This is a genomic window from Hydrogenophaga sp. SNF1 (assembly GCF_034421675.1).
GTDB lineage: Bacteria > Pseudomonadota > Gammaproteobacteria > Burkholderiales > Burkholderiaceae_C > Hydrogenophaga > Hydrogenophaga borbori.
Map to the genome: position 1 here is coordinate 4231596 of NZ_CP139793.1, position 24744 is coordinate 4256339.

Annotated in this window: 25 protein-coding genes; 4 read left to right on the forward strand and 21 right to left on the reverse strand. The window is 69.8% G+C overall.

Translation table 11 applies throughout. The annotated features are described in order from the left end of the window. Positions 1-173 precede the first annotated feature (173 nt). Positions 174-593, reverse strand: coding sequence for a helix-turn-helix domain-containing protein (locus tag SOM08_RS20245; RefSeq protein WP_416187024.1), 420 nt, complete (start codon positions 591-593; stop codon positions 174-176). A 121-nt stretch (positions 594-714) separates the two neighbouring features. Between SOM08_RS20245 and SOM08_RS20250 the strand changes: the two genes are divergently transcribed. After that, positions 715-1200 carry a hypothetical protein gene (locus SOM08_RS20250; protein WP_322469603.1) on the forward strand — a complete coding sequence of 162 codons (486 nt, stop codon included), beginning with the start codon at positions 715-717 and terminating at the stop codon, positions 1198-1200. Here the strand turns inward: SOM08_RS20250 and SOM08_RS20255 are convergent. From SOM08_RS20255 to SOM08_RS20275, 5 genes are all read right to left on the reverse strand, one after another. After that, complete coding sequence (locus SOM08_RS20255; RefSeq protein ID WP_322469604.1) at positions 1173-2072, reverse strand: EamA family transporter; 900 nt, start codon at positions 2070-2072, stop codon at positions 1173-1175. The genes SOM08_RS20250 and SOM08_RS20255 overlap by 28 nt on opposite strands. Further along, positions 2069-3043, reverse strand: coding sequence for an SDR family oxidoreductase (locus SOM08_RS20260; RefSeq protein WP_116960257.1), 975 nt, complete (start codon positions 3041-3043; stop codon positions 2069-2071). The genes SOM08_RS20255 and SOM08_RS20260 overlap by 4 nt, the downstream gene beginning before the upstream one ends. A gap of 7 nt (positions 3044-3050) precedes the next feature. Further along, positions 3051-3977, reverse strand: coding sequence for a bile acid:sodium symporter family protein (locus SOM08_RS20265; protein ID WP_116960256.1), 927 nt, complete (start codon positions 3975-3977; stop codon positions 3051-3053). A gap of 12 nt (positions 3978-3989) precedes the next feature. Next, positions 3990-5306, reverse strand: a complete 1317-nt coding sequence (locus tag SOM08_RS20270) for a flavin-containing monooxygenase (RefSeq protein ID WP_116960255.1) — start codon at positions 5304-5306, stop codon at positions 3990-3992. Between the two features lie 100 nt (positions 5307-5406). Next, the gene (locus SOM08_RS20275) at positions 5407-6210 is read right to left on the reverse strand and encodes an SDR family oxidoreductase (RefSeq protein WP_322469605.1); all 804 of its coding nucleotides are present in this window, start codon (positions 6208-6210) and stop codon (positions 5407-5409) included. A 97-nt stretch (positions 6211-6307) separates the two neighbouring features. Here SOM08_RS20275 and SOM08_RS20280 point away from each other — a divergent pair, with 97 nt between their 5' ends. Beyond that, positions 6308-7069 (forward strand): IclR family transcriptional regulator, encoded by a 762-nt coding sequence (locus SOM08_RS20280; protein WP_116960253.1) that lies wholly within the window; start codon positions 6308-6310, stop codon positions 7067-7069. 4 nt (positions 7070-7073) lie between these two features. Here the strand turns inward: SOM08_RS20280 and SOM08_RS20285 are convergent, their stop codons facing one another. The 12 genes from SOM08_RS20285 to SOM08_RS20340 form a co-directional block, all read right to left on the reverse strand. Then, entirely contained in the window at positions 7074-7877 is an 804-nt protein-coding gene (locus SOM08_RS20285; protein WP_322469606.1) for a TSUP family transporter, read from the reverse strand. Next, positions 7878-9515: a GMC family oxidoreductase gene (locus SOM08_RS20290; RefSeq protein WP_116960251.1), complete on the reverse strand. Its 1638-nt coding sequence runs from the start codon at positions 9513-9515 to the stop codon at positions 7878-7880. It abuts the gene before it with no gap. A 12-nt stretch (positions 9516-9527) separates the two neighbouring features. After that, entirely contained in the window at positions 9528-10985 is a 1458-nt protein-coding gene (locus SOM08_RS20295; RefSeq protein WP_116960250.1) for a sulfatase-like hydrolase/transferase, read from the reverse strand. A gap of 33 nt (positions 10986-11018) precedes the next feature. Beyond that, positions 11019-11792 carry a GntR family transcriptional regulator gene (locus tag SOM08_RS20300; RefSeq protein WP_322469607.1) on the reverse strand — a complete coding sequence of 258 codons (774 nt, stop codon included), beginning with the start codon at positions 11790-11792 and terminating at the stop codon, positions 11019-11021. A gap of 90 nt (positions 11793-11882) precedes the next feature. Continuing rightward, positions 11883-12845 (reverse strand): PDR/VanB family oxidoreductase, encoded by a 963-nt coding sequence (locus SOM08_RS20305; RefSeq protein WP_322469608.1) that lies wholly within the window; start codon positions 12843-12845, stop codon positions 11883-11885. A 20-nt stretch (positions 12846-12865) separates the two neighbouring features. Then, positions 12866-14287 carry a Rieske 2Fe-2S domain-containing protein gene (locus SOM08_RS20310; protein ID WP_322469609.1) on the reverse strand — a complete coding sequence of 474 codons (1422 nt, stop codon included), beginning with the start codon at positions 14285-14287 and terminating at the stop codon, positions 12866-12868. A gap of 28 nt (positions 14288-14315) precedes the next feature. Beyond that, positions 14316-15770 carry an NAD-dependent succinate-semialdehyde dehydrogenase gene (locus SOM08_RS20315; protein WP_322469610.1) on the reverse strand — a complete coding sequence of 485 codons (1455 nt, stop codon included), beginning with the start codon at positions 15768-15770 and terminating at the stop codon, positions 14316-14318. A gap of 34 nt (positions 15771-15804) precedes the next feature. Next, positions 15805-17091: a TRAP transporter large permease gene (locus SOM08_RS20320; protein ID WP_116960245.1), complete on the reverse strand. Its 1287-nt coding sequence runs from the start codon at positions 17089-17091 to the stop codon at positions 15805-15807. A 66-nt stretch (positions 17092-17157) separates the two neighbouring features. Then, positions 17158-17643: a TRAP transporter small permease gene (locus SOM08_RS20325; RefSeq protein WP_181936543.1), complete on the reverse strand. Its 486-nt coding sequence runs from the start codon at positions 17641-17643 to the stop codon at positions 17158-17160. Between the two features lie 53 nt (positions 17644-17696). Further along, positions 17697-18740 carry a TRAP transporter substrate-binding protein gene (locus SOM08_RS20330; protein WP_322469611.1) on the reverse strand — a complete coding sequence of 348 codons (1044 nt, stop codon included), beginning with the start codon at positions 18738-18740 and terminating at the stop codon, positions 17697-17699. 208 nt (positions 18741-18948) lie between these two features. Next, on the reverse strand, positions 18949-19506 hold the full coding sequence (locus SOM08_RS20335) for a MarR family winged helix-turn-helix transcriptional regulator (protein ID WP_116960242.1): 558 nt from the start codon (positions 19504-19506) through the stop codon (positions 18949-18951). A 68-nt stretch (positions 19507-19574) separates the two neighbouring features. Further along, complete coding sequence (locus SOM08_RS20340; RefSeq protein ID WP_181936542.1) at positions 19575-20708, reverse strand: epoxide hydrolase family protein; 1134 nt, start codon at positions 20706-20708, stop codon at positions 19575-19577. A gap of 147 nt (positions 20709-20855) precedes the next feature. On the opposite strand from SOM08_RS20340, the gene gloA reads away from it, so the two are divergent. Together gloA and SOM08_RS20350 are read left to right on the forward strand one after the other, a co-directional pair. Continuing rightward, the gene (gene gloA, locus SOM08_RS20345; RefSeq protein ID WP_116960240.1) at positions 20856-21293 is read left to right on the forward strand and encodes a lactoylglutathione lyase; all 438 of its coding nucleotides are present in this window, start codon (positions 20856-20858) and stop codon (positions 21291-21293) included. A 9-nt stretch (positions 21294-21302) separates the two neighbouring features. Continuing rightward, complete coding sequence (locus SOM08_RS20350) at positions 21303-21914, forward strand: glutathione S-transferase family protein (protein WP_116960239.1); 612 nt, start codon at positions 21303-21305, stop codon at positions 21912-21914. A gap of 29 nt (positions 21915-21943) precedes the next feature. Here the strand turns inward: SOM08_RS20350 and SOM08_RS20355 are convergent, their stop codons facing one another. Genes SOM08_RS20355 through SOM08_RS20365 form a run of 3 tightly spaced genes read right to left on the reverse strand, consistent with a single transcriptional unit; the run spans position 21944 to position 24737 of the window. Further along, positions 21944-22669 (reverse strand): dienelactone hydrolase family protein, encoded by a 726-nt coding sequence (locus tag SOM08_RS20355; protein WP_322469612.1) that lies wholly within the window; start codon positions 22667-22669, stop codon positions 21944-21946. Positions 22670-22678: 9 nt separating this feature from the next. Beyond that, complete coding sequence (locus SOM08_RS20360) at positions 22679-23635, reverse strand: PDR/VanB family oxidoreductase (protein WP_322469613.1); 957 nt, start codon at positions 23633-23635, stop codon at positions 22679-22681. Between the two features lie 16 nt (positions 23636-23651). Beyond that, entirely contained in the window at positions 23652-24737 is a 1086-nt protein-coding gene (locus tag SOM08_RS20365) for an aromatic ring-hydroxylating dioxygenase subunit alpha (RefSeq protein WP_322469614.1), read from the reverse strand. Between the last annotated feature and the right edge of the window lie 7 nt (positions 24738-24744).

The following is a 24744-nucleotide window of genomic DNA, read 5'->3' on the forward strand; positions in this document are numbered from 1 at the left end:
CTTCACCCGCTTCCGCAGGCGGATGAACTCAAACGTTGAACGTCTGCTCCTGCGGCAGAGAGACGTCCGCTTCTGGCCGAAACCAGTCACGTTGGCTCGTGACCTTGACCGACCGCAACCGCTGCAAATCCGACTCTCAGCCGGTCAGTACAACCCGTTCGACCCAGCCCGATCTACTGGCTCAATAAGGCCTCAAGCGATAGATCGAGCGCAGCCGCCAGCCTCGCCAAGGTGTGAAGCGATGGGTTACGCGCCTGACGTTCGATGTGCGCAATGACGGCTCTGCTGATGCCGGATTGCTGAGCCAGGGTTTCCTGGGTCAGGTTCAACCGCCTTCTCGCCGAGACGAGGTTCGTTGCCAGAACCTGCTCGATCAAGGCAGCACCGTCCTGCCGGGCCATGGGCCTTTTCCCGAGCAGTGAACCCGTTGTGACGCCCAGGGCCCGCGCCAGCTTGTTCACCGCACCCAATGAGACGTTGACGCCCCCCTGCTCCAGCAGTTGAAGCATTCGCCGACTGATGTGCGCTTGCTCCGCCAGCGCGCTGGCAGTCCAGTTGTCCTTGGCTCGAAGCGCGCGAAGGTTCGCCGCCAACTGGGCAAGAAGGAGCTGGGAGTCAGAGGCTTGTTCAGGCACCAAAAAAGGGTGGCACCGAACACAGGCCATGTGCTAGTTTGCGGCACAATTTGCGGTCGGATTTTTTGGGAGTCCCACCGTGTTCATCACCGCCCCCGGCCTCGTCCAGCACCTCCACCCCACCCAGGTGGCCCCGCCCCAGACGCACTGGCCGGCCATCACGCTCGCGCTGGAGCGGCCCTGGTACCTGCTGGTCCACGAGGTCGCCTGCAATGGCCGCAAGTTGTCGCAGACCTCGCTGGTGGCCTGGGACACGACGCTGCTGGACCTGCTGGCCCACATACCCGTCGCGGACCTCAGCGGCATCGCGCGCCTGGGCCGGCGCCGCGGTGCGGGGCCCAGTTGGGCCCTGGAGTGGATCGGCGCGCTGTGGGCGCCCGCGCCGGGCGAGTCGCCGGCCCTCGGCCCCTTGCTGTTTCAGCTGGGCACCGACCCACAACTGCGCAACACCGATCTGCAGCCCGTGGGCGAGGCCGCCGGCCGGCGCCTGCTGTATGAAGCGGTTCGCGCGCGCCCTGCAGGACCAGGATCAGCCGATCACCCCGCCCGCCTCCCCGCCACCTGATTCACCACCAAGCCCAGCAGCACCGCCCCCGTTCCCAGCCACTGCAGCCCCAGCGGCGCCTCGCCGTACGCCACCCAGGCGGCCCACAGCCCCACCACCGGCACCAGCAGAGAAAACGGCGTGACCCGTGTGGCCGCGTGGCGTTGCAACAGCCGCGTCCACAGGCTGTAGGCCAGCAGCGTGGCGGCCAGCGCCAGGTACACCACCGCGAACCAGGCGCCGGGGCCCATGCCTTGCAGTTGCCGCTGCAGGCTGGCGGGGCCGTCGGTGGCCAGCGCGATCAGCGCAAACGGCACGATGGGGAACACGCTGCTCCACACCACGAAGGGAAAGGGCTCGTAGCGCGCGATCTGGCTGGCGCGGCGCGCCACGATGTTCGACAAGGCCCACATGGCCGCGGCCGACAGCGTGAGCACGAAGCCCGCCAGCGTCATCTGGCCCGGGCCTTCGCCGTGGGCCGAGGCGATGAGCAGCAGGCCGGCCAGCGCCACGCCCAGGCCCAGCCACTGGTGGGCGCGCACGCGCTCGCCCAGCAGCGGCACGGCCAGCAGCAGGGTGAAGAAGGCCTGGGTCTGCATCACCACCGAGGCCATGCCGGCCGTCATGCCCAGCTGCAGGCCCAGGAACAGAAAACCGAACTGGCCCAGGCCCTGCACCAGGCCGTAACCGGCGATGAAGCGCCAGGGCAGCGGCGGCGGCTTCACGAACAGCAAAAAGGGCAGCGAGGCCGCCGCGAAGCGCAGCGCGCCCAGCAGCATGGGGCTGACGGCCTGCAGGCCCAGCTTCATCACCACGAAGTTCAGGCCCCAGATCACGACCACGGCCAGGGCGCGCAGCGCATCGCCGCGCGAGAACGGGAGGGCGGCGTTCACAGCGGGCGCCCTTGCGCCCGCCGCGCCGCGACGAAGGCCTCGAAGGCTTGGGCGCTGGTCTTCTTCGGCACGTAGCCAAAGCGTTCCTTCAGGGCCGTGTTGAGCAGCACCGGGCGGTAGCGCAGGAAGTCGATCTGCTCGGGCCCGTAGCGCGACACGCCGAGCGCGTGGCCCACGGCCAACGCGGCGCGCAGCAGGCCGGCCGGCAGCACGCGCGCGCGCTTGCCCAGGCGCGCGGCGATCTCATGGATGCCGAGTGCGCCGTCGCCCGCGAGGTTGAAGCAGCCGGCCGGTGCGTCGCCGCTCAGCGCGTGCAGCAGCGCGCCCACCACGTCCTCGTCCCAGACGAAGACGAAGGGGCTGTCGCTGCCGGCGATGGCGATGGGGCGCGGCTTCTGAAACAGGGCGGTGATCTGGTTGTCCACGCGCTCGCCCAGGATGGTGCCGATGCGCAGCACGGTCTGCGCCAGCGCGGGGTGCTGGCGGCGCGCCTCGGCCAGCATCTCTTCCACCAGGCGCTTGTGGTGCGCGTAGGCAAAGGCCTCGTGGCCGCGCAGCGGGTGGTCCTCGGTGATCCAGGCGGGGTTGTCGGCGTGGTAGCCGTAGGCCGCGCCGCTGGACGACACGATCAGGTGCCGAACGCCCTGCGCCAGACAGGCATTGAGCACGTTTCGCGTGCCGCCCACGTCCACCGCGTACTCCAGCGCGCGCGTGGAGCCTTTGCCGGGCGTGACGATGGAGGCCAGGTGCACCACGGTGTCGATGCGGTGCTCGGCCAGCAGCGCGCCCAGGCCCTCGTCGCGCACGTCGACGCGGCGGTAGGTGACGCCGGGCAGGCGCCGCGCGGGCTCGACCTCGCGCACGTCGGTGGCCACCACCGTGTCGGTGTCGCCGCGCGTTGCCAGCGCGGCCACCAGGCCGCGGCCCAGGAAGCCGTCGGCGCCGGTGATGAGGATGCCTTTCGCTTTCATGCGGCCCTCATGCGCGCGCCTGCCCGGGCACACCGCCCCGCAACGGGCGCCTGCCCCACCAGCCCGCCAGCAGCATGCCGGCGATGATGTCCCAGAAGCCCCAGACGCCGGCCACCACGGCCATGCCGCCCAGGCCGCCGAAGAAACTGAAGATCAGCACCAGGCCCAGGCCCGCGTTGCGGATGCCGACCTCGATGGACAGGGCGCGGCGGTCGTAGTCGGGCAGGCCCACGGCGCGCGCGCTGAGCCAGCCGATGCCGAAGGCCAGCGCGTCGTGGATGGCCACGGCCACGATGACCAGGCCCACGTAGTCGAGGAAGTAGCGCCAGTTGCCCGCGATGGCGCCGACGATGAAGCCGATGAGCGCGAGGAAGCTGAGGATGCGCACCGGCTTCTTGAAGCGCGCGGTGGCCCGGGGGAAGCGGTGCGCCACCCACAGCCCCAGCGCGAACGGAATGCCGATGATGAGCAGGATGTGCCCCACCATCTGCACCGGGTCCAGCGCGATGGTCTTGAGCAGGGTCGAGGCCGTGGGATGAAGGCCGCCCCAGAAAGCGAAGTTCAGCGGCATGGCCACGATGGCGACGGCGTTGGACACCGCCGTCATGGACACGCTGAGGGCCACGTTGCCGTTGGCGCGGTGGGTGAGGATGTTGCTCACGTTGCCCGGCGGGCAGCAGGCCACCAGGATCATGCCCAGCGCGATGCTGGGCGCCACGCCCAGCAGCAGCGTGAGCCCGAAGGTGATGGCGGGCAGGAACAGGAACTGCGCCACGATGCCCACGGTGAAGGCCAGGGGCAAACGCAGCACGCGCTTGAAGTCGTCGATGCGCGTGTCCAGCGAGATGCCGAACATCAGGAAGGCCAGCACCGCGTTCAGCACGGCGAGCGAGGCGGGGTTGAAGTTCAGGCGGATCTCGTCGACGGGCAGCATGGGGGTCCTTGCTTATTGCGGGAAGGCGTCGGCGGCCTCGCGCACGGCCTTGCGGTAGGTGCCCTTGTGCACGTAGTAGGCCATGCGCTCGAGCTTGAGGTAGCGGTAGCCGCCCGACAGGTCCGGCGGCGGGCCGGCCTTGGCGGCCTTGAGCGCGGCGGCCTGCGGCGCGCCCGCGTCCAGGGCCTTGAGGTAGCGCGCCACCAGCTCGGCCTGTTCGTAGCGGCCCTGCCAGCCCAGGCCGCTGGCCTCGACCATGCCCAGCACGGCCAGGCGGTCGAAGCGCGGCGCGAAGATGTTGAGGTACAGCCGCGGCGCCATGCCCTGCCAGTTCAGCAGCGCGTGGTCCAGGAAGGGGTAGTGCAGCTTGTAGCCGGTGGCCGTGAGGATGAGGTCGTAGTCCCGCGCGCTGCCGTCCTTGAAGTGCACGGTGGGGCCGTCCAGGCGCGCGATGTCGGGGCGCACGGCCACGTCGCCGTGGCCGATGTGGTACAGGATGAGCGAGTTCACCACCGGGTGCGACTCGTACATGAGGTAGTCGGGCTTGGGGAAGCCGAAGCGCACCGGGTCGCCGGTGAACCATTGCAGGATGGTGCTGTCGATGCGCTGCTTGAGCCAGGGCGGCAGCGAGAGCTTGCCGCCCACCGAGTCGGCCGGTTTGCCGAACACGTACTTGGGCACGAAGTAGTAGCCGCGCCGCACCGAGATGTCGATGCTTCTGGCGTGGTGCACGGCGTCGACGGCGATGTCGCAGCCCGAGTTGCCCGCGCCCACGATGAGCACGCGCTTGCCCGCGAGCTGCGTGGCCGACTTGTACTGCGCGGTGTGCCAGATCTCGCCGCTGAACGAGCCCTCGAAGCGCGGAATATTGGGTTCGGCCAGGGTGCCATTGGCGACCACCACGCCCTTGTAGAGCGCGGTCTGGGGTTCGGCGTCGCCGGTCTGCGTGGTCAGGCGCCACAGGGTGTCGGGCGCGTCGGACACGGGCTCGGCCTGGAGCACGCGGGTGTGAAAGCGGTAGTGCTGGCGCAGGCCGAAGTGGTCGGCGAAGGCACGGAAGTAGTCCAGCAGCTCGCGGTGGCTGGGGTAGTCGGCCACGCCCTCGCCCATGGGGAATTCCAGGAACTCCGTCATGCGCTTGCTGGAGATCAGGTGCGCCGATTCGTAGACGGTGGAGCGCGGGTTGTGGATGTTCCACAGCCCGCCCACGTCCCCGTGCGCCTCGAAGCCCTGGAAGGGCACGCCGTGTTTCTGCAGGCAGCGCGCGCCGGCCAGGCCGGACGGGCCGGCGCCGATGAGGGCGATCTGTTGTTCGGTGGGAGCGGTCATGGGAATCAGCGGGTGTGCCCCAGGGACACCGCCGGGCTGGCTTTGCCAGACGGCTGGTGTCGCCCCCTTGAGGGGGTCGCGCGAAGCGCGGCAGGGGTGGTCATTGTTTCAGTCCGGGGATCTCGGTGGCGCCGGGCTCGCCCGCGCGCGGCTTGCGCGGCTGGCCCAGCAGGATCTTGTCGTGCAGCTTCTCGGGCAGCAGGTCGAGCAGGCGCGAGAGCCAGCCAATGCGCCGCGGCAGCACGATGTGTTCGGTGCCGCGCGCCACGCCCGCGAGCAGGCGGCGCGCGGCCTCGTCGGGCTCCAGCAGGCCGGGCATGGCGAAGCGGTTGCCGGCGGTGAGCGCGGTGCGCAGGTAGCCCGGGCTCACGGTGTGCACGGTGAGGGCCGTGGGCCGCAGCTCGGCGCGCAGGCTCTGCAGGTAGGCGATGACGCCGGCCTTGCTGGCGCAGTAGGCGCCGTTGCCCGGCATGCCGCGCCAGCCGGCGATGCTGGCCACGCCCACCAGCGCGGCCGGTCGGCCCGCCGCCTGCATCGCGCCCAGGAAGGGCGAGAACGTGGTGGCCACGCCCAGCAGGTTGATCTCCAGCATGCGGCGCATCACGCGCAGGTCGTCGGGGCGGGCGGTCTCGAAGCCGCCGGCCACGCCGGCGTTGGCGATCACGAGGTCGGGCGCGCCGAAGCGGGCGAGCCAGTCGGCGCCCACGGCGGCCATGGCGGCGGCGTCGCTCACGTCGGGCGTGTAGACGGCGCAGCGCTCGGGCGCGAGCGCGGCGAGTTCGTCCAGCGCCGCGCGGTTCAGGCCGATCAGCGCCACCCGGGCGCCCTGCGCGATGAGCTGGCGCGCCAGCGCCTGGCCGAAGCCGCCGCAGGCGCCGGTGAGCACGGCGTTGTGGAATCGCAAGGCGCGGGCCTCCTCTGTTCTCGTGTTGCGGGCGACTGTAGGGGGCGCCTACACTGCGTCTCGAAAACTTTTATTGATTTGTCTCGGAATTCGAGACATGGAAGAACCTGACTCCCCCACCAGCCCGGGCCTGCGCCTGATGGACCTGATCGAGCACCTGGTGCGCGAGGGCCGGCCCCTGGCCCTGCCCGAGGTGGTGGCCGGCACCGGCTGGCCCAAGCCCACGGTGCACCGCATGCTGCAGCAGCTGGAGGCCGGCGGCTGGCTGCAGCGCGAACCCGACGGCCGGCGCTACGCGCTGGCGCCGCGCCTGCTGCGCCTGGGCGAAGACGCGCTGGGCGCGAGCACGCAGCACGGCGTGCGCCACGCGGTGCTGCGCCAGCTGGTGGCCGAGCTGGGCGAGAGCTGCAACCTCACGGCCCTGTCGGGCGCCGAGGTGGTCTACCTGGACCGGGTGGAGTCGGCGTTTCCGCTGCGGCTGGAGCTGCGCCCGGGCACGCGCGTGCCGCTGCACTGCTCGGCCAGCGGCAAGCTGTTCCTGGCGCACCTGGATCCGTCGCGGCGCCGGGCCCTGCTCGATGGACTGAGCCTCACGCACCACACGGCCACCACGCTGGTGCGGCGCGAGGCGCTGGAGGCCGAGCTGGCAACCATCCGCCGCCAGGGCCACGCCTTCGACGCCGAGGAGTTCGTCGATGGCCTGGTCTGCATCGCGGTGCCGGTGCGCGCCCCCGGCGAGCGCGGCCTGCGCTGCGCGCTGGCGCTGCAGGCGCCGTCGGCGCGCGTGCCGCTGGCGCGGCTGCCCGCGTTCCTGCCGCGGCTGGCGCAGGCGGCGCAGGCGCTGGCGCGCACGCTGTGAGGCCTCAGGCGGGGCGGGCCAGGCAGGCCACCAGCAGCCCGAGCGCGGCGGCGCCGATCAGCACGTCCAGCACCAACCGCGCCTGGCGCCGCGCGTCCGTGCGCTCGAAGGCGCGGCCGCCCACGCGCATGCCCACCAGCAGGGGCGCCCACAGCAGCAGCAGCCAGCCCAGGGCCTGCGCGCCGAACAGCGGCGAGCGGCCCACGAAGGACAGCGCCGCGCCCCAGAGCAAGGCGTAGGCGCTGATCCACATCAGCAGGTTGATCATGGTGGCGCGCAGCGTGGCCGCCGGCATGCCCGTGGCCGCCATGAGCAGCGCCGCGACGATGCCGCCCGAGGCCGCGAAGCCGTTCAGCAGGCCCGACGACGCGGCCGCCGTGGCGCGCAGCGAGGCCGTGGCCAGCAGCCGGCGGCCGATCACCAGCCGCACGCCGAGCGCGCCGGCCAGCAGCAGGGCCGCTACCACGACGCGCACCACCCCCGGGTCCAGCCAGGCCAGGCCGGCCATGCCCAGCGGCACGAACAGCAGGTTGCCGCCCAGCAGGGCGTCGCGCCAGCTCCGGTCCATCAGAGGCCCGGCCTGGCGCAGCACGCGCAGCGAGGCCAGCACCTCCAGCACCAGCACCGCCACCACGACCGGCCCCGGCGGCACGAAGGGCGACAAGGCCGCGACCACCAGCGCCGAGTAACCGAAGCCGGCGAAGCCGCGCACCACGCCGGCCACGAAGGACACCAGCACCGCCAGGAGCAGCAGCCAGGGCGCGTGGGGCCAGGCCAGCGGCGCCAGCTCGGACAGCCCCGGCGGCACTCAGCGCCCCAGGACCAGGTCGGCCCCCTTCTCGCCCACCATGATGGACGCCGCGTTGGTGTTGGACGAGGGCATGGTCGGCATCACGGACGAATCGATCACGCGCAGGCCCTCCACGCCGCGCACACGCAACGCGGCGTCGACCACGGCCTGCTCATCGGCGCCCATGCGGCAGGTGCCCACGGGGTGGAAGGAGGTCGCGGCGGATTTCTTCACGTAGGCCAGCAGCTCGTCGTCGCTGCGCGCCTGCGCGCTCGGGCGCGTCTCGCGCACGATGAAGCCGGCCAGCGCCGGCTGCGAGGCGACCTGGCGCGCCAGGCGGACCGAGGCCACCACGTCCGCGCAATCGTCCTCGTGCGTGAGGTAGCGCGGGTCGATGACGGGATCGGCCATCGCGTCCGCGCTGGCCGCGTGCACCTGGCCGCGCGAGCGCGGGCGCAGCTGGAAGCAGCCGATGGAGAAACCCGGGTAGTCGTCCAGCATGGCGCCCGGCGTGCCGCCGGTGGTCATCTCGAAGCGGGCGTTGCCGCTCAGCTGGGCGAGCTGGATCTTCACGCTGGGGCGGGCTCGGCCCAGTTGCTGATCGCGCGCGGTGCGCGCCAGCGCGTGGATGGTGAAGGCGGGCGTGGCCATCAGGCCCTTGCGCGTGGTGAGGTAGCGCAGGCCCATCAGGGTCTGGCGGATGGGGTGTCCCACCACCTGGTTCAGCCCGACGCGCCGGTTGGCCTCGTAGGTCACGCGCGTCTGCACGTGGTCGATGAGGTTCTCGCCGACGCCCGCCAGGTGATGGACCACACCGATGCCCAGGGCGCGCAGGCGCTCGGCCTGGCCGACGCCCGAGAGCTCCAGCAGCTGCGGCGACTTGATCGGACCGGCCGACAGGATCACCTCGCGCGCGGCCCGCGCCTGGCGGCGCTGGCCGCCCTGCAGGTACTCGATGCCCACCGCGCGGCGGCCATCGAACAGCACGCGCGTGACGGTGGCTTCGGTGACGACGTGCAGGTGGTCGGCGCGCCGCCCGTTCAGGTAGGCCGTGGCCGTGTCGCAGCGCTGGCCGTGGCGCGTGTTGAGCTGCAGGTAGCCCACGCCCTCGTAGCGTTCGCCGTTGTAGTCGGGGTTGGCGGGAATGCCGGCGCTCACGCAGGCGGCGTGGAAGGCATCGGACAAGGGATCGCGCATGTCGCCCAGCGTGCTGACGTGCACCGGGCCTTCGCGCCCGCGGTAGGCCGCGTCGCCCACGGCCGTGGTCTCCAGCCGCCGGAAGTACGGCAGCAGGTCGGCATAGCCCCAGCCCTCGCAGCCCAGCTCGCGCCAGTGGTCGAACTCGTCCGCTTCGCCGCGCACGTAGATGGTGCCGTTGACACCGCTGCTGCCCCCCAGCATGCGCCCGCGCGGCCAGTACACGTTCTGCCCCACCAGGGCGTTCTGCGCCTCGGTGCGGAAGGTCCACACGTAGCGCGGATCGCCCACCACGCGCGCGATGCCGATGGGCGCGCGGATCCAGAAGTCGCGCTCGCGCGAGGCGCCGGCCTCCACGAGCAGCACCCGGCCGCGCTGCCGTTCGGCCAGGCGCGAGGCGAGCGTGGCGCCGGCCGAACCCGCGCCGACGACGATGAAGTCATAGCCCTGGTCGCTCATGCCCGGCCCCCGTCAATCGAACGCGATGACGGCGCCCGGCGCCGGCGTGAAGCCCAGGTCGCCGCGTTCGATGACCGCCTCGCGGCCACCGTTCTGCGCCAGCAGCTCGGCCTGGCGCGCCTTGGCGCGGCGGTCCACCTCATCGGGGTCGCACACGCTCAGCAGGCGCTGGTGGCATTCGTCGAGCACGGCCGCGTAACGCCCGTTGGAGGCCAGGTCGTTCAGCTCCTCGGGGTCGGTTTCGAGGTCGAACAGCTGCGCGGGGTAGCCGATGTAGTGCACGTACTTGTAGCGGCCGTGGCGGATCATGAAGGCGCCGGTGGTGGAGCCCATGCCGTGGTACTCGACCAGCACGTTGCGCTCGGGCACCGCGCCGGCGGCGGTGTCGAACAGGGAGACGCCGGGGTAGCCCTCGCGCAGCGAGGGCTCGGTGTGGCCCACGGCGTCCAGGATGAAGGGGTAGGCGTCGACGTGGCTGACCGGCGTGTCCACGGTGTGCCCGCGCGGGATGCCTTCACCCGCCATGATCAGCGGCACGCCGGCGGTCTCCTCGAACATGGTGGACTTGCCCCACAGGCCGCGCGTGCCCATGTTGTCGCCGTGGTCCGAGGTGTACATCACCCGCGTGCTGTCGGCCAGGCCGGTCTCTTCCAGGGTGCGCAGGATCTTGCCGATGTTCTCGTCGAGGAATGAGCACAGGCCGTAGTAGCCGGCCACCGCGCGCTTGACGGTCTCGCGGTCGAAGTAGTCGTCGTAGTTGAAGCTGCGCGCGTAGTCGACCAGGTAGGGGTGCGTGGGCCGCTCGCCCTTCTCGTAGAGCTTGGGCATGGGCAGGTTCTGCTCGTAGTAGTGGTAGTAGTGCTCGGGCGGCGCGGTGAGCGGGAAGTGCGGCGCCACCAGCGACACGAACAGCACCCAGGGCTTGTCGGACTCGCGGCGCACCGCCTCGCGCAGCCACACCTGGGCGCGCGCGGTGATCTCGCGGTCGTAGAAGGTGTACTGGCTCTCGCCGGGGCCGGCGTAGCGCGCCATCTTGTAGGCGCCCTTGCGCACCGGCAGTTCGCTGCGCACCAGGCCCATCAGGTCGCCCTTGCCCTCGATGATGTGCATGGGGATGATTTCGTCGCTGAAGCCATGGTCTTCGCCGGTCTTGCGAAAGTGCAGCTTGCCGATCGAGACCACGTCATGCCCGCGCTCGCGCAGGTGGTGGTGCCAGCTCGGGATGGCGCCGTCGTAGGCGTCGGCGTTGTCCCAGTAGCCCACCTGGTGGATGTACTTGCCGACGGCGAACGAGGCGCGCGCGGGAATGCACACCGGGCTGCTGCAGTACGCGGCCGAGAAGCGCGTGCCGCGCGCGGCCAGCGCGTCGAGGTTCGGCGTGCGCACGATCTCGCTGCCGTAACAGCCGAGGGCCTTGGGCGAATGCTCGTCGGACATGATGACGATCAGGTTGCGGGCGGGGGTTTTCATGGCGGTCTTGCCTCGGGAAAGGGGTCGGTCGGGTCAGAACGGCGAGACGGTGGTCTCGGGAAATTGCAGCGATCGCCCGTTGGGCGCGATCGAAAATTCCTGAAAGTAGACGCAGCGCTCGCGGCCGGCGTAGGCGCTGGCGTACATGTAGAGGCCGCTGGTGCCGGCGGGCATGGCGATGCGTTCGCAGGCCTCGTCGTCGAAGGCGCGCGTGCTCACGCAGTGCGTGATCTCGGTGATGGGCAGCTGGCACTGGCGCACGATCACTTTCTTGAAGTTGGCGCCATGCAGCTCCTCCATGGGCATCTCCCACAGGTGGCGCAGCACGCGGCGGTCGCCATAGAAGCGGCTGAAGATGCGGAACTCGTCGTTGACGATGATCACGCGGTCCAGGCGCATGACCTCGGCCTCCACGCCGAGGTGGCGCGTCCAGGGCCCCTGCCCCTGCACCGCGACGCGGGCCACCGCCTGCGAGAAGATGGGCAGCAGGGTTTCGCCGTCGTCGCCGACGAAGCGGCAGTGCCAGGGGTCCTGCAGTTCGCGCGGGGGGTCGGCCACGAAGCTGCCCAGTCCGTGCTGGCGGATCACCAGGCCCTGCTCCGACAGGTCGCGCAGGGCGCGCTGCACCGTGCCCAGGCTGAACGGCGTGAGCTGGGTCAGTTCCTCCTCGGGCGGCAGGCGGTCGCCGGGCCGCCAGAGGCCCTGGCGGATCGCGTCCACGAGCGTGTCGGCCAGGCGCTGGTACTTGGGCCGGCCGCTGCGGTCGGGCAGTTGCAGGACCTGGAAGAATTCTTCAACGGTGCTCATGGCGCGCCCCTCCCTTCTTGGTGGCGTGTGCCCGGGCCCCTGGCCCGGATGCGGATCGTGTGTGAAAAGCCGTGCGGATCATGCCGGTGCTCAGATGTCCAGGCTGAAGGGTTCACGGGCGCGGGCGCAGCACACCAGCACCTGCGACGCGCGTTCCTCTTCGCTCAGGATGAGGTCGTTGTGCTCGGGGGTGCCGTCGCGGTAGGCCACCTGGCAGGTGCCGCAGACACCGGCTTCGCAGGAGCTGGGGCAATCAACGCCGGCCTCGCGCAAGGCCTGCAGCAGCGTTTGCGCCGGCCGCACCCGCAGGGTCCGATCGGAGCGCAGCAGCCGCACCGGCACGCCGTCGCCATCCCCTGCTCCCGGCGCCACCGACGGAGCGGGCGCCGCGGGCTCGGCGCCGAAGTACTCACAGTGCACGCTGCCCTCGGGCCAGTGGGCGCTGGCCCGCTGCACCGCCTGCATGAAGCCGCCCGGCCCGCAGTAGTAGAGGTGCGTGCCATCGGGTGCCTGCCGCAGCAGGGCCTCGATGTCGAGCCCGGTCCGCGGGTCGCCGTTGTCGTGGTGGAAGTGGACCAGGCCTTCGCCCACCAGGGGCTCGAGCAGTTCCCGGAACGCCGTGCGCTCGGGGCTCTGCGCGCAGTAGTGCAGCACCACCGGCCGGCCCAGCGCGCGCAGGCGGTGCAGCATGGCCAGCAGCGGCGTGACACCGATGCCACCCGCCAGCAGCAGGCTGCGTTCGGCCTGTTCCTGCAGCGGAAAGAAGTTGTGCGGCCCGGACACCTCCAGCAGATCGCCGGGGCGCACGCGCTCGTGCATGGCGCGCGAGCCGCCGCGGCTGTGGGCCACCCGCAGCACGGCGATGCGCCAGCGCCGCGTGTCCCCGGTGGGGCCACACAGCGAATAGCGCCGCGACATGCTGGTGCCGGGCACCCGCACGTCCAGGTGCGCGCCGGCCTCGAAGGCCGGCAGCGGCGCGCCGGCCGGGTCGACCAGGTCGAAGGACAGAATGCCCTCGGCCTCGTGCGTGATGGATCGGACTCGCAGCTTCACGGAACGGCTCCTGCTCGGGATCAGCCCGCCTGGGTCTCGGCCTGGCCCACCGCCTGCAGGCCACCGTCGATGCGGTCGAGCTGCTCGCGCACGAAGGCGTCGCGCTGCGCGGGCGTGGGCAGGTCGTCCGCCGCTCGCATGATGTCGAGCACGCGCTTGCCGAGCGAGAGCACGAGCTTGCGGTCCTCGGCGCGCGGCAGTTCCGCGGCGTGCAGCACGCTGTCCTGCGCGTACAACGGCAGGCTGCGGCCCTCGGCGATCAGGCGCTCGTACAAGGGGTCGGGCGACGACTTGCCGCGCACGGCTTCGCGCAACAGCTTGCGGCACAGGTACACGCCCACGTCGGAGCTGCCGGGGTGTTCCAGGGCGTGGACGGCGATCGGGCGCTGGCTCACCAGGGCCTCCCAGTCGCCCGGGGCGCGCTGGCCTTCTTCGTAGCTGCGGTTGCCGGTCTGGCCTTCCAGGAAGTCGATCTTGTCGACGCCACAGTCCGCTTCCACGCCGAGCCCATCCGGGTCCACCGTGCTGTTGAAGTGGCGGTAGCCGAAGATGATCATGTGCTCGTCGTCCACCGGCACGTTCCAGCGCGTGCAGCCCGAGGTGCCGTGGCGCTCGCGCGCGGCGGTCGGCAGCAGGGAGCCGATCTGCAGGTAGTTGGGGAAGACCATCTCGGTGATGCGCACCCAGACCTTGTCGTCGGGCAGGCGCCGGCCGGCCACGAAGACGCAGCCGTTGCCCGTTCGGGTGGGCTCCCACTGCATGACGGGCATGTCGCCAAAGCCTTCGAGCGAAACACCGTCGGCCACCGCCGCGTCCACGCCATCCACCACCATCTTGTTGTGCAGCACGGCGGTGTGCATGTGGTCCATGATGTTCTCGTACACCTGCAGCCAGTTGCAGGGGTAGACGTTGGAGAACGGCACCAGCTTGGTGTCGGCGGGAAAGCCATAGCTGTCGAAATCGGGGAAAGGCGGCTGCGATTCCGGCGGGCCCATGTAGGCGAACACCAGGCCGTGGCGCTCGAAGGCGGGGTAGGCCCCCTGGCAGACGGTCTCCTTCAGGCGCGTGGGGTCGGCCTCGCAGGGCGCGTCGAGCAGGCGGCCGTCGATGCCGTAGTGCCAGCCGTGGTAGCAGCAGCGGATGCCGTGCTCGGCGATGATCCCGTACTCGAGCGAGGCACCGCGGTGCGAGCAGTGCCGGTGCATGACGCCGATGTCGCCGCTCTTGTCGCGAAACACCACCAGGTCCTCGCTCATGATGCGAATGGCCTTGGGCACGTCCTTCAGTTCCTCGGACAGGCACACCGGCTGCCAGTAGCGGCGCATGTACTCGCCCATGGGCGTGCCGGGTTCGGTGCTGGTGAGCTCCAGGTCGGGACCGGGCTTGTTGCGTTGCTGGTACCCCGTGAATCGCAGGGGTTGGGCCTTGGCTTGGTGGGTCATGGGATGTTCTCCTGGATAAGTCGATCGATCAGGCCAGCGCGTTGGCCTGGCTGATGAAGCGGATGTGCATGTAGGCGTCCAGGCCCTCGGGGCCGCCCTCGTAACCGAGGCCGCTGTCCTTCATGCCGCCGATGGGCGCGTCCGACAGCGAGGGCGTGAAGCTGTTGACCCCGATCCAGCCGGCCTCGATGCGCTCGGTGAATTCGGCGGCGCGGTCCAGGCGCTGGGTGAAGGCGTAGGCCGCCAGCCCGAACTCGGTGGCGTTGGCCTGGGCGATGGCCTCGTCGAAGGTGTCGAAGCCCACGATGGGCGCGACCGGGCAGAACGGCTCCTCGGCCAGGATGCGTGCGCTGGCGGGCACCTGGCTCAGCACGGTGGGCGCGAAGAAGAAGCCCTGGCGGCCCAGGCGGCCGCCGCCGGTTTCGACGCGCGCGCCCTCGCCGTGCGCCTGTTCGACAAGGCGGCTGGCGGCCTCCAGGCGGCGCGCGTTCTGCAGCGGCCCCATCTGCGTGTCGGGCAGCAGGCCGTCGCCCACGCGAAGGGCCTTGGCCAGTTCGGTGAGACGGCGCGTGAAGGCTTCCTGCACGCCCGACTGCACATAGAAGCGGCTGGGCGACAGGCAGACCTGGCCGGCGTTGCGGAACTTGAAGGCCGCGCAGGCGCGCGCGGCCTTGTCCACATCCACGTCGTCGAACACGATCACCGGCGCGTGCCCGCCCAGCTCCATGGTGCAGGGCTTGAGGTGCTGCGCGGCCTGCGTGGCCAGCAGCCGGCCCACCGGCACCGAGCCGGTGAAGGAGATCTTGCGGATCACGGGCGAGGCGATCAGCCGCTGCGAAATGCGCGCCGGCACCCCGTAGAGCAGGTTCAGCGCGCCCGGGGGCACGCCGGCATCGACGAAGGCGCGCACGAGCTCGACGCAGGCGGCCGGGGTCTCTTCGGCGGGCTTGAGCACCACCGTGCAGCCCGCCGCCAGCGCCGCCGCCACCTTGCGCGCCGCCAGGAAGACGGGGAAGTTCCAGGGCACCAGCGCGGCCACCGGCCCGATGGCGCGTTTGACCGTGGACTGCACCAGCAGCGGCGCGCGCGGCGGCAGTATGCGGCCGTAGGCGCGCTTGGCCTCTTCGGCGCAGTACTGCAGCGCCTCCAGCACGCGGTCGATCTCGCCCTGCGCGTCGGCCAGCGGCTTGCCGTTCTCGAGTGTCAGCAGATGGGCGATGCGATCGCGCCGCGCATCGATGAGCCTGGCGGCCTGGTGCAGCACCGTGGCGCGCTGCCAGGCGCTGGTGCGCGACCAGGATTCGAACGCCGCTTGCGCGGCGGCCAGGGCTTCGTCGATGTCGGCGTCGGTGGCGACCGGCAGGCGGCCGATTTCCTGCTGCGTGGCGGGGTTGACCACCGGCAGGCTGTCGCGGCCCGCCAGGCCGCGCCATTGGCCGGCCACCAGCAGTTCGAGGCTTGAGGGATAGGCGTTGTCGTTCATGTTGAATAGAGGCAAAGGCGTGAAGGACGGCCGCTCAGGCGTAGCCCATCAGCCGGGGCAGCCACAGGTAGCTCTGCGGCAGGTAGGTGACGATGGCCAGCACCGCCAGCAGCCAGAAGAGAAAGGGCAGGCTCTCCCTGACCACGCGCTCGATCGGCGTCTTGGCGATGCCCGACACCACGAACAGGCAGATGCCCACGGGTGGCGTGACCATGCCGATGATCAGGTTGATGCAGACGATCACCCCGAAGTGCAGCGGGTCGATGCCGAAGGCCTCGGCCATGGGGATCAGGATGGGGCCGAACATCACCATCGCGGCCACGGTGTCGAACAGGCAGCCGACGACCAGCAGGATGAGGTTGACCAGCAGCAGGAACACCAGCGGGTTGTCGGTGAACGCGCGGATGGCCTCGGCCGCGGCCTGCGGCACCTGCTCGGTGGTCATGATCCAGGCGGCGACGTTGGCCACGCCCATCATCAGGAACACCACCGAGGAGATCACCCCGGTTTTGCGCAGCGCGGCATAGAGCCCCTTCAGGTCCAGGGTGCGCGTGACGAAGAAGCCCACCAGCATCGCGTAGAGCACGGCGATGGCGCCCGACTCCACCGGGGTGAAGGCCCCGGAGACGATGCCGCCCACCATGATCAGCGGCAGCAACAGGGCCACCAGAAACTGGCGCGAGATCACGAAGCGCTGGCCCAGGGTGTAGTGGCCACCGTCGGCCGGGTAGTTGCGGCGGCGCGCGATGAGGTACACGATGGCCATCATCCCCAGGCCGATCAGCAGGCCCGGTACCACGCCGGCGGCGAACAGCGCGCCCACCGAGACGTTCTGCGCCACCAGGGCGTAGATGATCATCGGCACCGACGGCGGAATGATGGGCCCCACCGTCGAGGCGCAGGCGGTGACCGCGCAGGCGAAGCCCGCGTTGCCGTACTGCCTGGTCGCCGTGGGGATCATCATCGAACCCACGGCGCTGGCGCCTGCCACGCCCGAGCCATTGATCCAGCCGAAGATCATGCTCACCAGGATGGTGACCTGCGCCACGCTGCCGCGGATGCCGCCGGCCACCATGCGCGAGAAGGCCATGATGCGGTCCAGGATGCCCGAGCCGCCCATGAGCTCGCCGGCCAGGATGAAGAAGGGCACGGCCACCAGCGCGAACAGGTCCATGCCCGTGAAGATGCGCTGCGGCACCAGGGCCAGCAGCGAAGGATTGATCACCGCGAAGATGACCATGGCGGCGATGCCCAGGGCGAAGGCGACGGGCACGCCGATGGCGAGCACGCCCAGGAACGTCAGCATCAGGGTGGCACCCATGAGCAACCTCGTGTCAGACAGGAATGAAGGGAAAGCAGGGCATCGGACCGCGGGGAGGCGCCGGGCTCATGTCATGCTGGCGGAGGAAGACATCTTCTGGCCGCCATCGCCTTTGAAGAACACGAAGGCCAGCTGCAACAGCATGAGCAGGCAGCCGGCCGGGATGGCGGCGTAGGCCCAGGCCATGCTCATCTCCCACACCAGTGGGTCGGAGTGCGGCCGCACCTTGTTCGTGAACAGCACGCCCTGGTACAGCGCCACCGACAGGAAAGCCGCGGTGAGCGCGTACCCCAGGTAGGAGCAGAGGCGCTGCAGCGAAGGCGGCAGCACATCGACCAGCACGGTCACCGCGATGTGCGCGCCCTCCTTGATGCCGATGCTGGCGCCGAGAAAGGCGGCCCAGATCATCAGGTACTTCGCCACCTGCTCGGCCCAACTCAGCGGGTCGTTGAGCACGTAGCGCGTGAACACCGAGGCGAGGATGACGGCGACCATCGTCGCGACGAGCAGGGCCACCAGCGCGGCGGTGGCGCGATCGAGCAGCTTTTCCATGGGGTGCATCCCTAGGGTGGCGCCCCGCCCGAACGCCGGGCGGGGCCGGGGCTTCACTTGGCGGCGGTGGCGCCGGCGGCGGGCGCGGTGGCGGTGGCCTCCGCGCGGACCAGGTCGATCAGGGCCTTGTCGATGCCGGACGACCCCCACATGCCTTGGCCCGCCTTCACCCACAGGGCCCGCTGGGCCGGCGTGGGCACGGTGATCTGGCCGCCCGCCTTGAGGTAGGCCGCCTTCGCCTTCTCGTCTTCCTCGGCCCAGATGCGGCGGTGGTATTGCTCCGCCTCGGTCGCGGCCTCTTCGATGACCTTGCGCGCCCACTGCGGATAGGCGTTCCACTGCTTGGTGCTGATCATTCCCACGAAGCCGTAGTACTGCCAGTCAAGCTCGAGGTGCTCTTTGATGATCTCGTGGTGCTTGGCGCTGACCATGGTGCCGAAGGGCTGGGCTTCGCCATCGACCACCTTGAAGCGCAGCGCGTTGTAGACCTCGGGCCAGTCGACGGTGACCGGCGTGCCGCCGAAGGCCTTCACGCCACCCACCTCCGTCGGCGAGCGCGAGACGCGGATCTTCAGGCCGCCCAGGTCGCCGGGCTCCAGCACCTTCTTGCTGGTGGTATTGATGTCGCGGAAACCGAATTCGAAGGTCATCAGCCAGCGCAGGCCGACCTGATCGAGCTCCTTGTTGATGGCCTCGCGCACCTTGGCCGAGTCGAGCGCGCGGTGCGCCTCGGTGCGGCTGTCGAAGATGTAGGGCAGGTGCAGCACCTCGAAGGCGCGGGTGATGGTGACGAGGTTGGCGTACGAGCCGCCGGCGATCTGCAGCAGGCCCTGCTGCGCGGCCTCGTAGGTTTCCTTGTCGCTGCCCAGCTGGCCGCCCGGGAAGTGCTGCACCTTGATCCGGCCGTTGGACTTCTTCGCCACCAGTTCGGCGAATTTGTCCACCCCCTTGCTGGTGTCGTGCGCCGGCGCCATGACGTTGGCGTACTTGATGGTGATTTCCTGGGCCGAGGCCGCGGTGGCGAACAGGCCGCCGACCAGCGCCCCGGCGGTGGCGAGGGCGGCGAATGCCGCCCTTCGAGCGAATGTGCTGGACATCTTGTCTCCTGGATCTGGTGGTGGATGGGTGCGTTGATCTGCGCCAACTGCGATGAACTATATAGGACCATAGTTCTGCAGAAGATCGGGAAAACCCTAGATTCAGACCAAAGACTGAAGCTTGCACTCACATTCAATGGAGACGCATAAAAAAAGGCCGATCGCCCAAAAAGGCGACCGGCCTCGGCCGAGCCGACGGGGGGCTGGCTCAGCGCATCATGGTGTTTTTGCGGTGCCGCGGCTTGGTGGTGGCCGCCGCCGTTGAGCCCGGGTCGAACTCGTTGACGTGAGGGATCTTGGCGGTGGTGCGCTGCAGCAGATCCACCAGGGTTTCCACCTCGTCGGGGCTCAGGTCCGACAGCAGGCGGCGCTCGCGCTCCAGCGCCACCTGGATGATGCGGTCGTGCAGTTCGTAGCCCAGGGGCGTGAGGCTCAGCAGCTTGCGGCGCTGGTTGCTCGGGTCTTCGGCCACGGCCAGGTAACCCTTCTCTTCCAGCCGGCGCGATTCCCGGCTCACCGAGGCCTTGTCCAGACCAATGATCTGCGTGATGCGGGCCGGCGCGATGTCGGGCTCGATCGCGACCATGGCCATCACCCGCCACTCGATGATTCCGATGCCGAAGCGCTTGAGGTACAGCCGCGAGGCGCCGCTCGACAGCTTGTTCGCAAGGACCGTGAAGAAATAGGTGACGTAGTGGGCAAGATTGAGCACCTCGCGCTTCTTCTTGCTCTGGTCCGTGGCGGCCTTTTTCACCGACGTTGCCATTCAGTAGTCCCTAGCGTGGATTCAACAGAGACGTACTGTACAAGCTGGCCCGGCGGCGCCCAGGGCGCTCACAGGCCGGCGGCGAATGCGCGGATGTCTTCGCCGAGCGCGTCGGGGACTTCATAGCCCGGAAAGTGCCCTCCCCCCGCCAGCTCGGTCCATCGGGTGACGCGGTAGGCCTTTTCCACCAGGCTGCGCGGCGGCAGCTGGAACATGGGGTCGCGCGTGGCGGCGATCGCCACCGGCACCTCCACGCGCTGACCGCCGGGGTAGCCGGGCGGGCCTTCGGTGGTCAGGCCTCGGTAAATCCAGGTGGACGTGGCCGCGCTGCCGGTGACCAGGTAGAGCATCACGTTGCGCAGCAAGCGGTCGGCGCGCTCGGGCGTTTGGAACGCCGCCGGCTGGCCGGCCTCGAGCGGGTCGCCCCAGGCGGCGAACTTCTCCAGCATCCAGGCCAGCAGACCGACCGGGTTGTCGTTGAGCAGATAGCCGGCGGTGAGGGGGCGCGAGGTCTGCAGGCGGAAGTAGGCGCCATCGTCCTCGAAGCGCTCGCGAAAGGCCGCCAGCCATTGCTGCTCCTGTGGCGCGGTCGCCGCGCCGGCGACGAAGCGCGGGCTCACCATGGTCATGTGCGCGCCCGCGCACGCCTGCGGGTGCTCGAAGCCCAGCCAGCCCGCGATGAGGGAGCCCCAGTCGGCGCCGTGCGCCAGGTAGCGCGGGCAGCCCAGCACCTCGGTCATCAGGCGGTGCATCAGGCCCGCCATGGCGCGCGGCCCCATGGCTTGCTCGGGCGCGTCCGAATGTCCCGCGCCGGGCAGGGACACGACCACCGCGTCGTGGCCGGCGGCCACCAGCCGGTCCGCGACATCGAGGTACTCCAGATAGCAACCCGGCCAACCGTGCATCAGCAACACCGGCAGGCGTTCCGCCTTCGCCGCGGCCCGCTGGTGCACGAAGTGCAGGCGCAGATCGGCCACGCTCGCCTGGAACTGAGGCCGCTCGTTGAGTCTGGCCTCTTGCGCGCGCCAGTCGAAGCCGTCGCGCCAGCGTTGAACGATGTACCGCATGGTCGCCGGATCGGCGCCCTGCGGCCAGCTGGCGCCCGCGGGCGTGCGGGGCCAGCGGTATTCGGCCACCTGCCGCGCGATGCGATCCAGCATGGCGTCGTCGGTGACGTGCTTGAACGGGATGGCCATGGCCATGCGTGTCTCCTCGAAAAGGTAGTTGGCGGTTGTCTGAATTCTTCGCATAATGTTGCCACCTCAACGTTGCAATTGCAACATCAAGAGGTGACCACCACCCACGGAAAGGCGCGCGATCCGGCCTTCCCCCATTGAACGGAGACAGACATGAGCCAGACGGAAACGACGCCGGGCCACCAGCCCCGGCACCGCGTGATGCACACCATGATCCGCGTGAAGGACATGGAGCGGTCGCTGGACTTCTACACGCGCCTGATGGGCATGAAGCTGCTGCGCCGCAAGGACTATCCCGAAGGCCGCTTCTCCCTGGCCTTCGTGGGCTATGGCGCCGAGATCGACCACGCGGTGATCGAGCTGACCCACAACTGGGACCAGGACAAGCCCTACGAGCTGGGCAGCGGCTATGGCCACATCGCCATCGCGGTGGACGACATCTACGCCACCTGCGCGGACCTCAAGGCCAAGGGCGCCCACATCATTCGCGAGGCCGGCCCGATGAAGAACGACACGCTGCACCTGGCGTTCCTGCAAGACCCCGACGGCTACAAGATCGAGCTGATCGATTCCAAGACCGTGGCGGGCTGAGGAGCGGGCGTGATCACCTTCTACACCTACCCCGGCCCGAACAGCCGCAAGGCGCAGATCATGCTGGAGGAGTCCGGCGAGGCCTACGACACGCGCAAGATCGACATCACCAAGGGCGAACAGTTCGACCCGGCCTTTCTCGCGATCTCGCCGAACAACAAGATTCCCGCCATCGTGGACCACACGCCGCAAGGCGAGGTGCCCGTGTTCGAGACGGCGGCCATCCTCACCTACCTGGCGGAAAAGAGCGGCCGGCTCCTGCCCGCCGCGGGCGCGAAGCGCTTTGACGTGCTGGCCTGGCTGGTCTGGGGCACGGGCTCGGTGGGCGGCACGCTGCCGCAACTGCACCACTACGCGGACCTGCCCGTGCCGGTGCCCGGCACGGTGGAGCGCTTCACCACCGAGGCGGTGCGCCTGTTCAAGGTGCTGGAGCGGCGCCTGCAGGCGAACGAGTACATCTGCGGTGAGTACTCGATTGCGGACATTCCCACCTTCTGCTCGACGGCGGGCTGGCTGCAGCGCGTGAAGCAGCTCTCGGACGGCCAACTCGGCGACACGCCGGCGATCGATCGTTGGCTGCAGGCCGTGGCGGCCCGGCCCGCGGTGCGGCGCGTGGGCTGAAGGGTTGGGGCGCGGTGCGCCCCAGCCTCTCAGAGCCGGCGCCCGAAGAGATCGAACAGGCGCTGCCAATGGCGTTCGGCGCTCGCACGCTCGTAGGCGCCGCTGCGCGAAGGGAACACGAAACCATGCTGCGCGCCCGGGTACCACTCCAGCCGGAACGGCGCGCCACTGGCCCGCAGCCGACCTTCCAGCACAGCCATGTCGGCGGCCGACGCCCACTTGTCCACTTCGGCACAGGCCACATAGGTCTCGCAGCGCAAGCGCTCGGCCATGCGGTGCGGCGAGTCGGCGCGCTCGGTCACCATGTTCGCCCCGTGAATGGACGCGATGGCGGCGATCCGGTCCGGGTGCTCGGTGGCCGCTGCGAACACGAAGGGTCCGCTCATGCAGTAGCCCACCGCGCCCACGCGGCGCGCATCGGCAGCGGGCAGGGTCTCCAGGGCATTCAACAGGGCCTGGGTGTCGCGGTTGACGGCCCCGATGTCCAGCCGCCCCATCATGGCGCGCATCTCGTTCATGCCCTCTTCGCCCGGCTTCATGACGAAGCGGCGCGTCTCTCGGTAATAGAGGTTGGGCAGCAGCACCAGGTAGCCCTCGGCGGCGAGGCGTCGCGCCATCTCGTGCAGCTCTTCGCGCACGCCGAAGGCGTCCATGTAGAACAGCACCACCGGGTGCGGACCGGCGCCGGCGGGCGTCACCACGCGGGTGTTCATCGCGCCGTCGGCGGTGGGAATGTCGATGTCGGCTTCGGTCATGGGCGTGGATCAAAGGTCGAGCAGCAGCTCGGGCGATGTCGCGCGCGAACAGCACACGGTCATGCAGTCGTTTCGCGCGTGCTCACTGGCGTCCAGGAAGCTGTCGCGATGGTCCGGCACGCCGGACAGCACCCGCGTCAGGCAGGTGCCGCAGACCCCTTGCTCGCAGGACAGCGGCACCTCCACGCCTTCGCTGAGCAACACCTCGTGAATGGCCTGACCCGGCGCGATGGTGAAACGCCGCCCGCTGCGCGCCAGCACGACATCGAAGGCCCGATCGCCCCCGCTGCTGGCGGTGGTGGCGCCAAACCGCTCGACGCACACCTGGTCCGCGCGCCAGCCGTGCGCGGCGGCAAAGTCGGTGATGTCGCCGATGTAGCCGGGGGGGCCGCAGACATAGAGCCGCGCCTCGGGATCGGGCGTGGCCAGCAGCGGTGGCAGTTCCAGCCGGTTGGCGCCTGGGCCCGTGCTGAAGTGAAAGCGCACGCGATCGGCGTAGGCTGCGGCGGCCAGCCGCGCGCGAAACGCCGCCTGCTCGGGCGAGCGCGCGCTGTAGTGCAGTTCAAAGGCCCGCCCGCTCGCGTGCAGCACTTCGGCCATGGACAGCAACGGGGTGATGCCAATGCCCGCGCCAAACAGCAGCGATCGCTTCGCCGGTGCCATGGAAAACAGGTTGCGCGGCAGGCCGATGTCCACGATGGCGCCCTCATGCACCTCGTCGTGCATGGCGACGGAGCCGCCGCGCGAGTCGACCTTGCGCTGCACGCCCAGCACATAGCGGTCGCGCTCCCAGGGCGCATTGCACAGCGAGTACTGGCGAACCAGACCCTCGCGCAGCAGCACATCCACGTGCGCGCCCGCCGTGAAGGGCGGCAGCGCCGAACCATCGAGCGAGCGCAATTCGAAGGCGGCCACGCCGGCCGCCTCCCGGGACTTGCGCGCCACGCGCAAACGCAAAGCCTGCATGTCCGCGACCGCCCGCTCAGGTCTGCGGCACGGCCGCGCGCGGCACCGCCTCTTGCGCGCGCGCGGCGTTCTGACGCGCCTCCGCCTCGGCCATGCGCCGGATGATGCGGCGCAGCTGCACGCGCGTGGCGTCGGAGACGATGTCCACCAGACCACCGTCGCCCAGCTCGTCGAGCCTCGCCTGCTGGCCTTCACAGATCAGCTTGTCTTCCATGAAGGCCTCCGAGATGTGGTCCATCAGGGCGGCCGTCGCCGCCTCATCCTCGGGTCGGTAGCCATTGGCCGGCGCGTAGAAGTAGAAGCAGGTGTTTTCGGTCTCGGGCGTGAGGCCGTGGAAGATGCGCAGCGAGAAGCCGCCCGAACGGTTGCCGTTCTCCCGCGCGCCGGTGCCGGCGTCCACCGCGCCGCTCCACTGCAGCACGTTGCTCGGCGGCGAGAACTCAAACTCCTGCCAGCGGTCCACCCGCCCCTTGAAGGGCACGGCGGCCAGGTAGGTCGGCGGCGGCACCGAGTTGAGCATCCAGCGCACGTACTTCAGGCTGTCCTCGGTCTTGGTCACATCCATCAAGGCTTCCACGTGCGTCTGCGGATTCCCGCCGATGGTGGAACCATGCACGTAGCCCAGATGGGTCAGGTCCATCAGGTTGTCCACCATGAGCATGTAGCCCGCCTTGATGTGATAGAAGCCGCGGTGGTGGGGCCAGTTCCGGTGGTCGTCGTTGAAGGGGTAATCGACGATCGCCGACTCGTCCGCGAGTTCGGGGTCACCCATCCAGATCCAGATGAACTCGTTTTTCTCCACCACGGGATAGGCGCGCACCTTGGCGCGCGCGGGGATCTTGTCCTGCCCAGGGATGTGCACGCAGCGGCCGGCGCAGTCGTGCACCACGCCGTGGTAGCCGCACTGCAGGCCGCTCTCGACCACCACACCCATGGACAGCGGTGCCGCGCGGTGGCAGCACTTGTCCTCCAGCGCCGCGATCTGCTTTGTCTTCAGGTCACGGAACAGCACGACGGGCTGGTCGCAGATGCGCCGCGCCAGCGGCTTGTCGGCGATCTCGTGGCCCCAGGCCGCGATGTACCAGGTGTTCAGGATGAACATGGGAAGG

Excerpts from the sequence above, each read along its gene's own strand:
- SOM08_RS20260 (WP_116960257.1), bottom strand. The coding sequence starts at position 3,043 with ATGAAAGCGAAAGGCATCCTCATCACCGGCGCCGACGGCTTCCTGGGC.
- SOM08_RS20265 (WP_116960256.1), bottom strand. The coding sequence starts at position 3,977 with ATGCTGCCCGTCGACGAGATCCGCCTGAACTTCAACCCCGCCTCGCTC.
- SOM08_RS20270 (WP_116960255.1), bottom strand. The coding sequence starts at position 5,306 with ATGACCGCTCCCACCGAACAACAGATCGCCCTCATCGGCGCCGGCCCG.
- SOM08_RS20280 (WP_116960253.1), top strand. The coding sequence starts at position 6,308 with ATGGAAGAACCTGACTCCCCCACCAGCCCGGGCCTGCGCCTGATGGAC.
- SOM08_RS20290 (WP_116960251.1), bottom strand. The coding sequence starts at position 9,515 with ATGAGCGACCAGGGCTATGACTTCATCGTCGTCGGCGCGGGTTCGGCC.
- SOM08_RS20295 (WP_116960250.1), bottom strand. The coding sequence starts at position 10,985 with ATGAAAACCCCCGCCCGCAACCTGATCGTCATCATGTCCGACGAGCAT.
- SOM08_RS20300 (WP_322469607.1), bottom strand. The coding sequence starts at position 11,792 with ATGAGCACCGTTGAAGAATTCTTCCAGGTCCTGCAACTGCCCGACCGC.
- SOM08_RS20310 (WP_322469609.1), bottom strand. The coding sequence starts at position 14,287 with ATGACCCACCAAGCCAAGGCCCAACCCCTGCGATTCACGGGGTACCAG.
- SOM08_RS20315 (WP_322469610.1), bottom strand. The coding sequence starts at position 15,770 with ATGAACGACAACGCCTATCCCTCAAGCCTCGAACTGCTGGTGGCCGGC.
- SOM08_RS20320 (WP_116960245.1), bottom strand. The coding sequence starts at position 17,091 with ATGGGTGCCACCCTGATGCTGACGTTCCTGGGCGTGCTCGCCATCGGC.
- SOM08_RS20325 (WP_181936543.1), bottom strand. The coding sequence starts at position 17,643 with ATGGAAAAGCTGCTCGATCGCGCCACCGCCGCGCTGGTGGCCCTGCTC.
- SOM08_RS20330 (WP_322469611.1), bottom strand. The coding sequence starts at position 18,740 with ATGTCCAGCACATTCGCTCGAAGGGCGGCATTCGCCGCCCTCGCCACC.
- SOM08_RS20335 (WP_116960242.1), bottom strand. The coding sequence starts at position 19,506 with ATGGCAACGTCGGTGAAAAAGGCCGCCACGGACCAGAGCAAGAAGAAG.
- SOM08_RS20340 (WP_181936542.1), bottom strand. The coding sequence starts at position 20,708 with ATGGCCATGGCCATCCCGTTCAAGCACGTCACCGACGACGCCATGCTG.
- gloA (WP_116960240.1), top strand. The coding sequence starts at position 20,856 with ATGAGCCAGACGGAAACGACGCCGGGCCACCAGCCCCGGCACCGCGTG.
- SOM08_RS20355 (WP_322469612.1), bottom strand. The coding sequence starts at position 22,669 with ATGACCGAAGCCGACATCGACATTCCCACCGCCGACGGCGCGATGAAC.
- SOM08_RS20360 (WP_322469613.1), bottom strand. The coding sequence starts at position 23,635 with ATGCAGGCTTTGCGTTTGCGCGTGGCGCGCAAGTCCCGGGAGGCGGCC.
- SOM08_RS20365 (WP_322469614.1), bottom strand. The coding sequence starts at position 24,737 with ATGTTCATCCTGAACACCTGGTACATCGCGGCCTGGGGCCACGAGATC.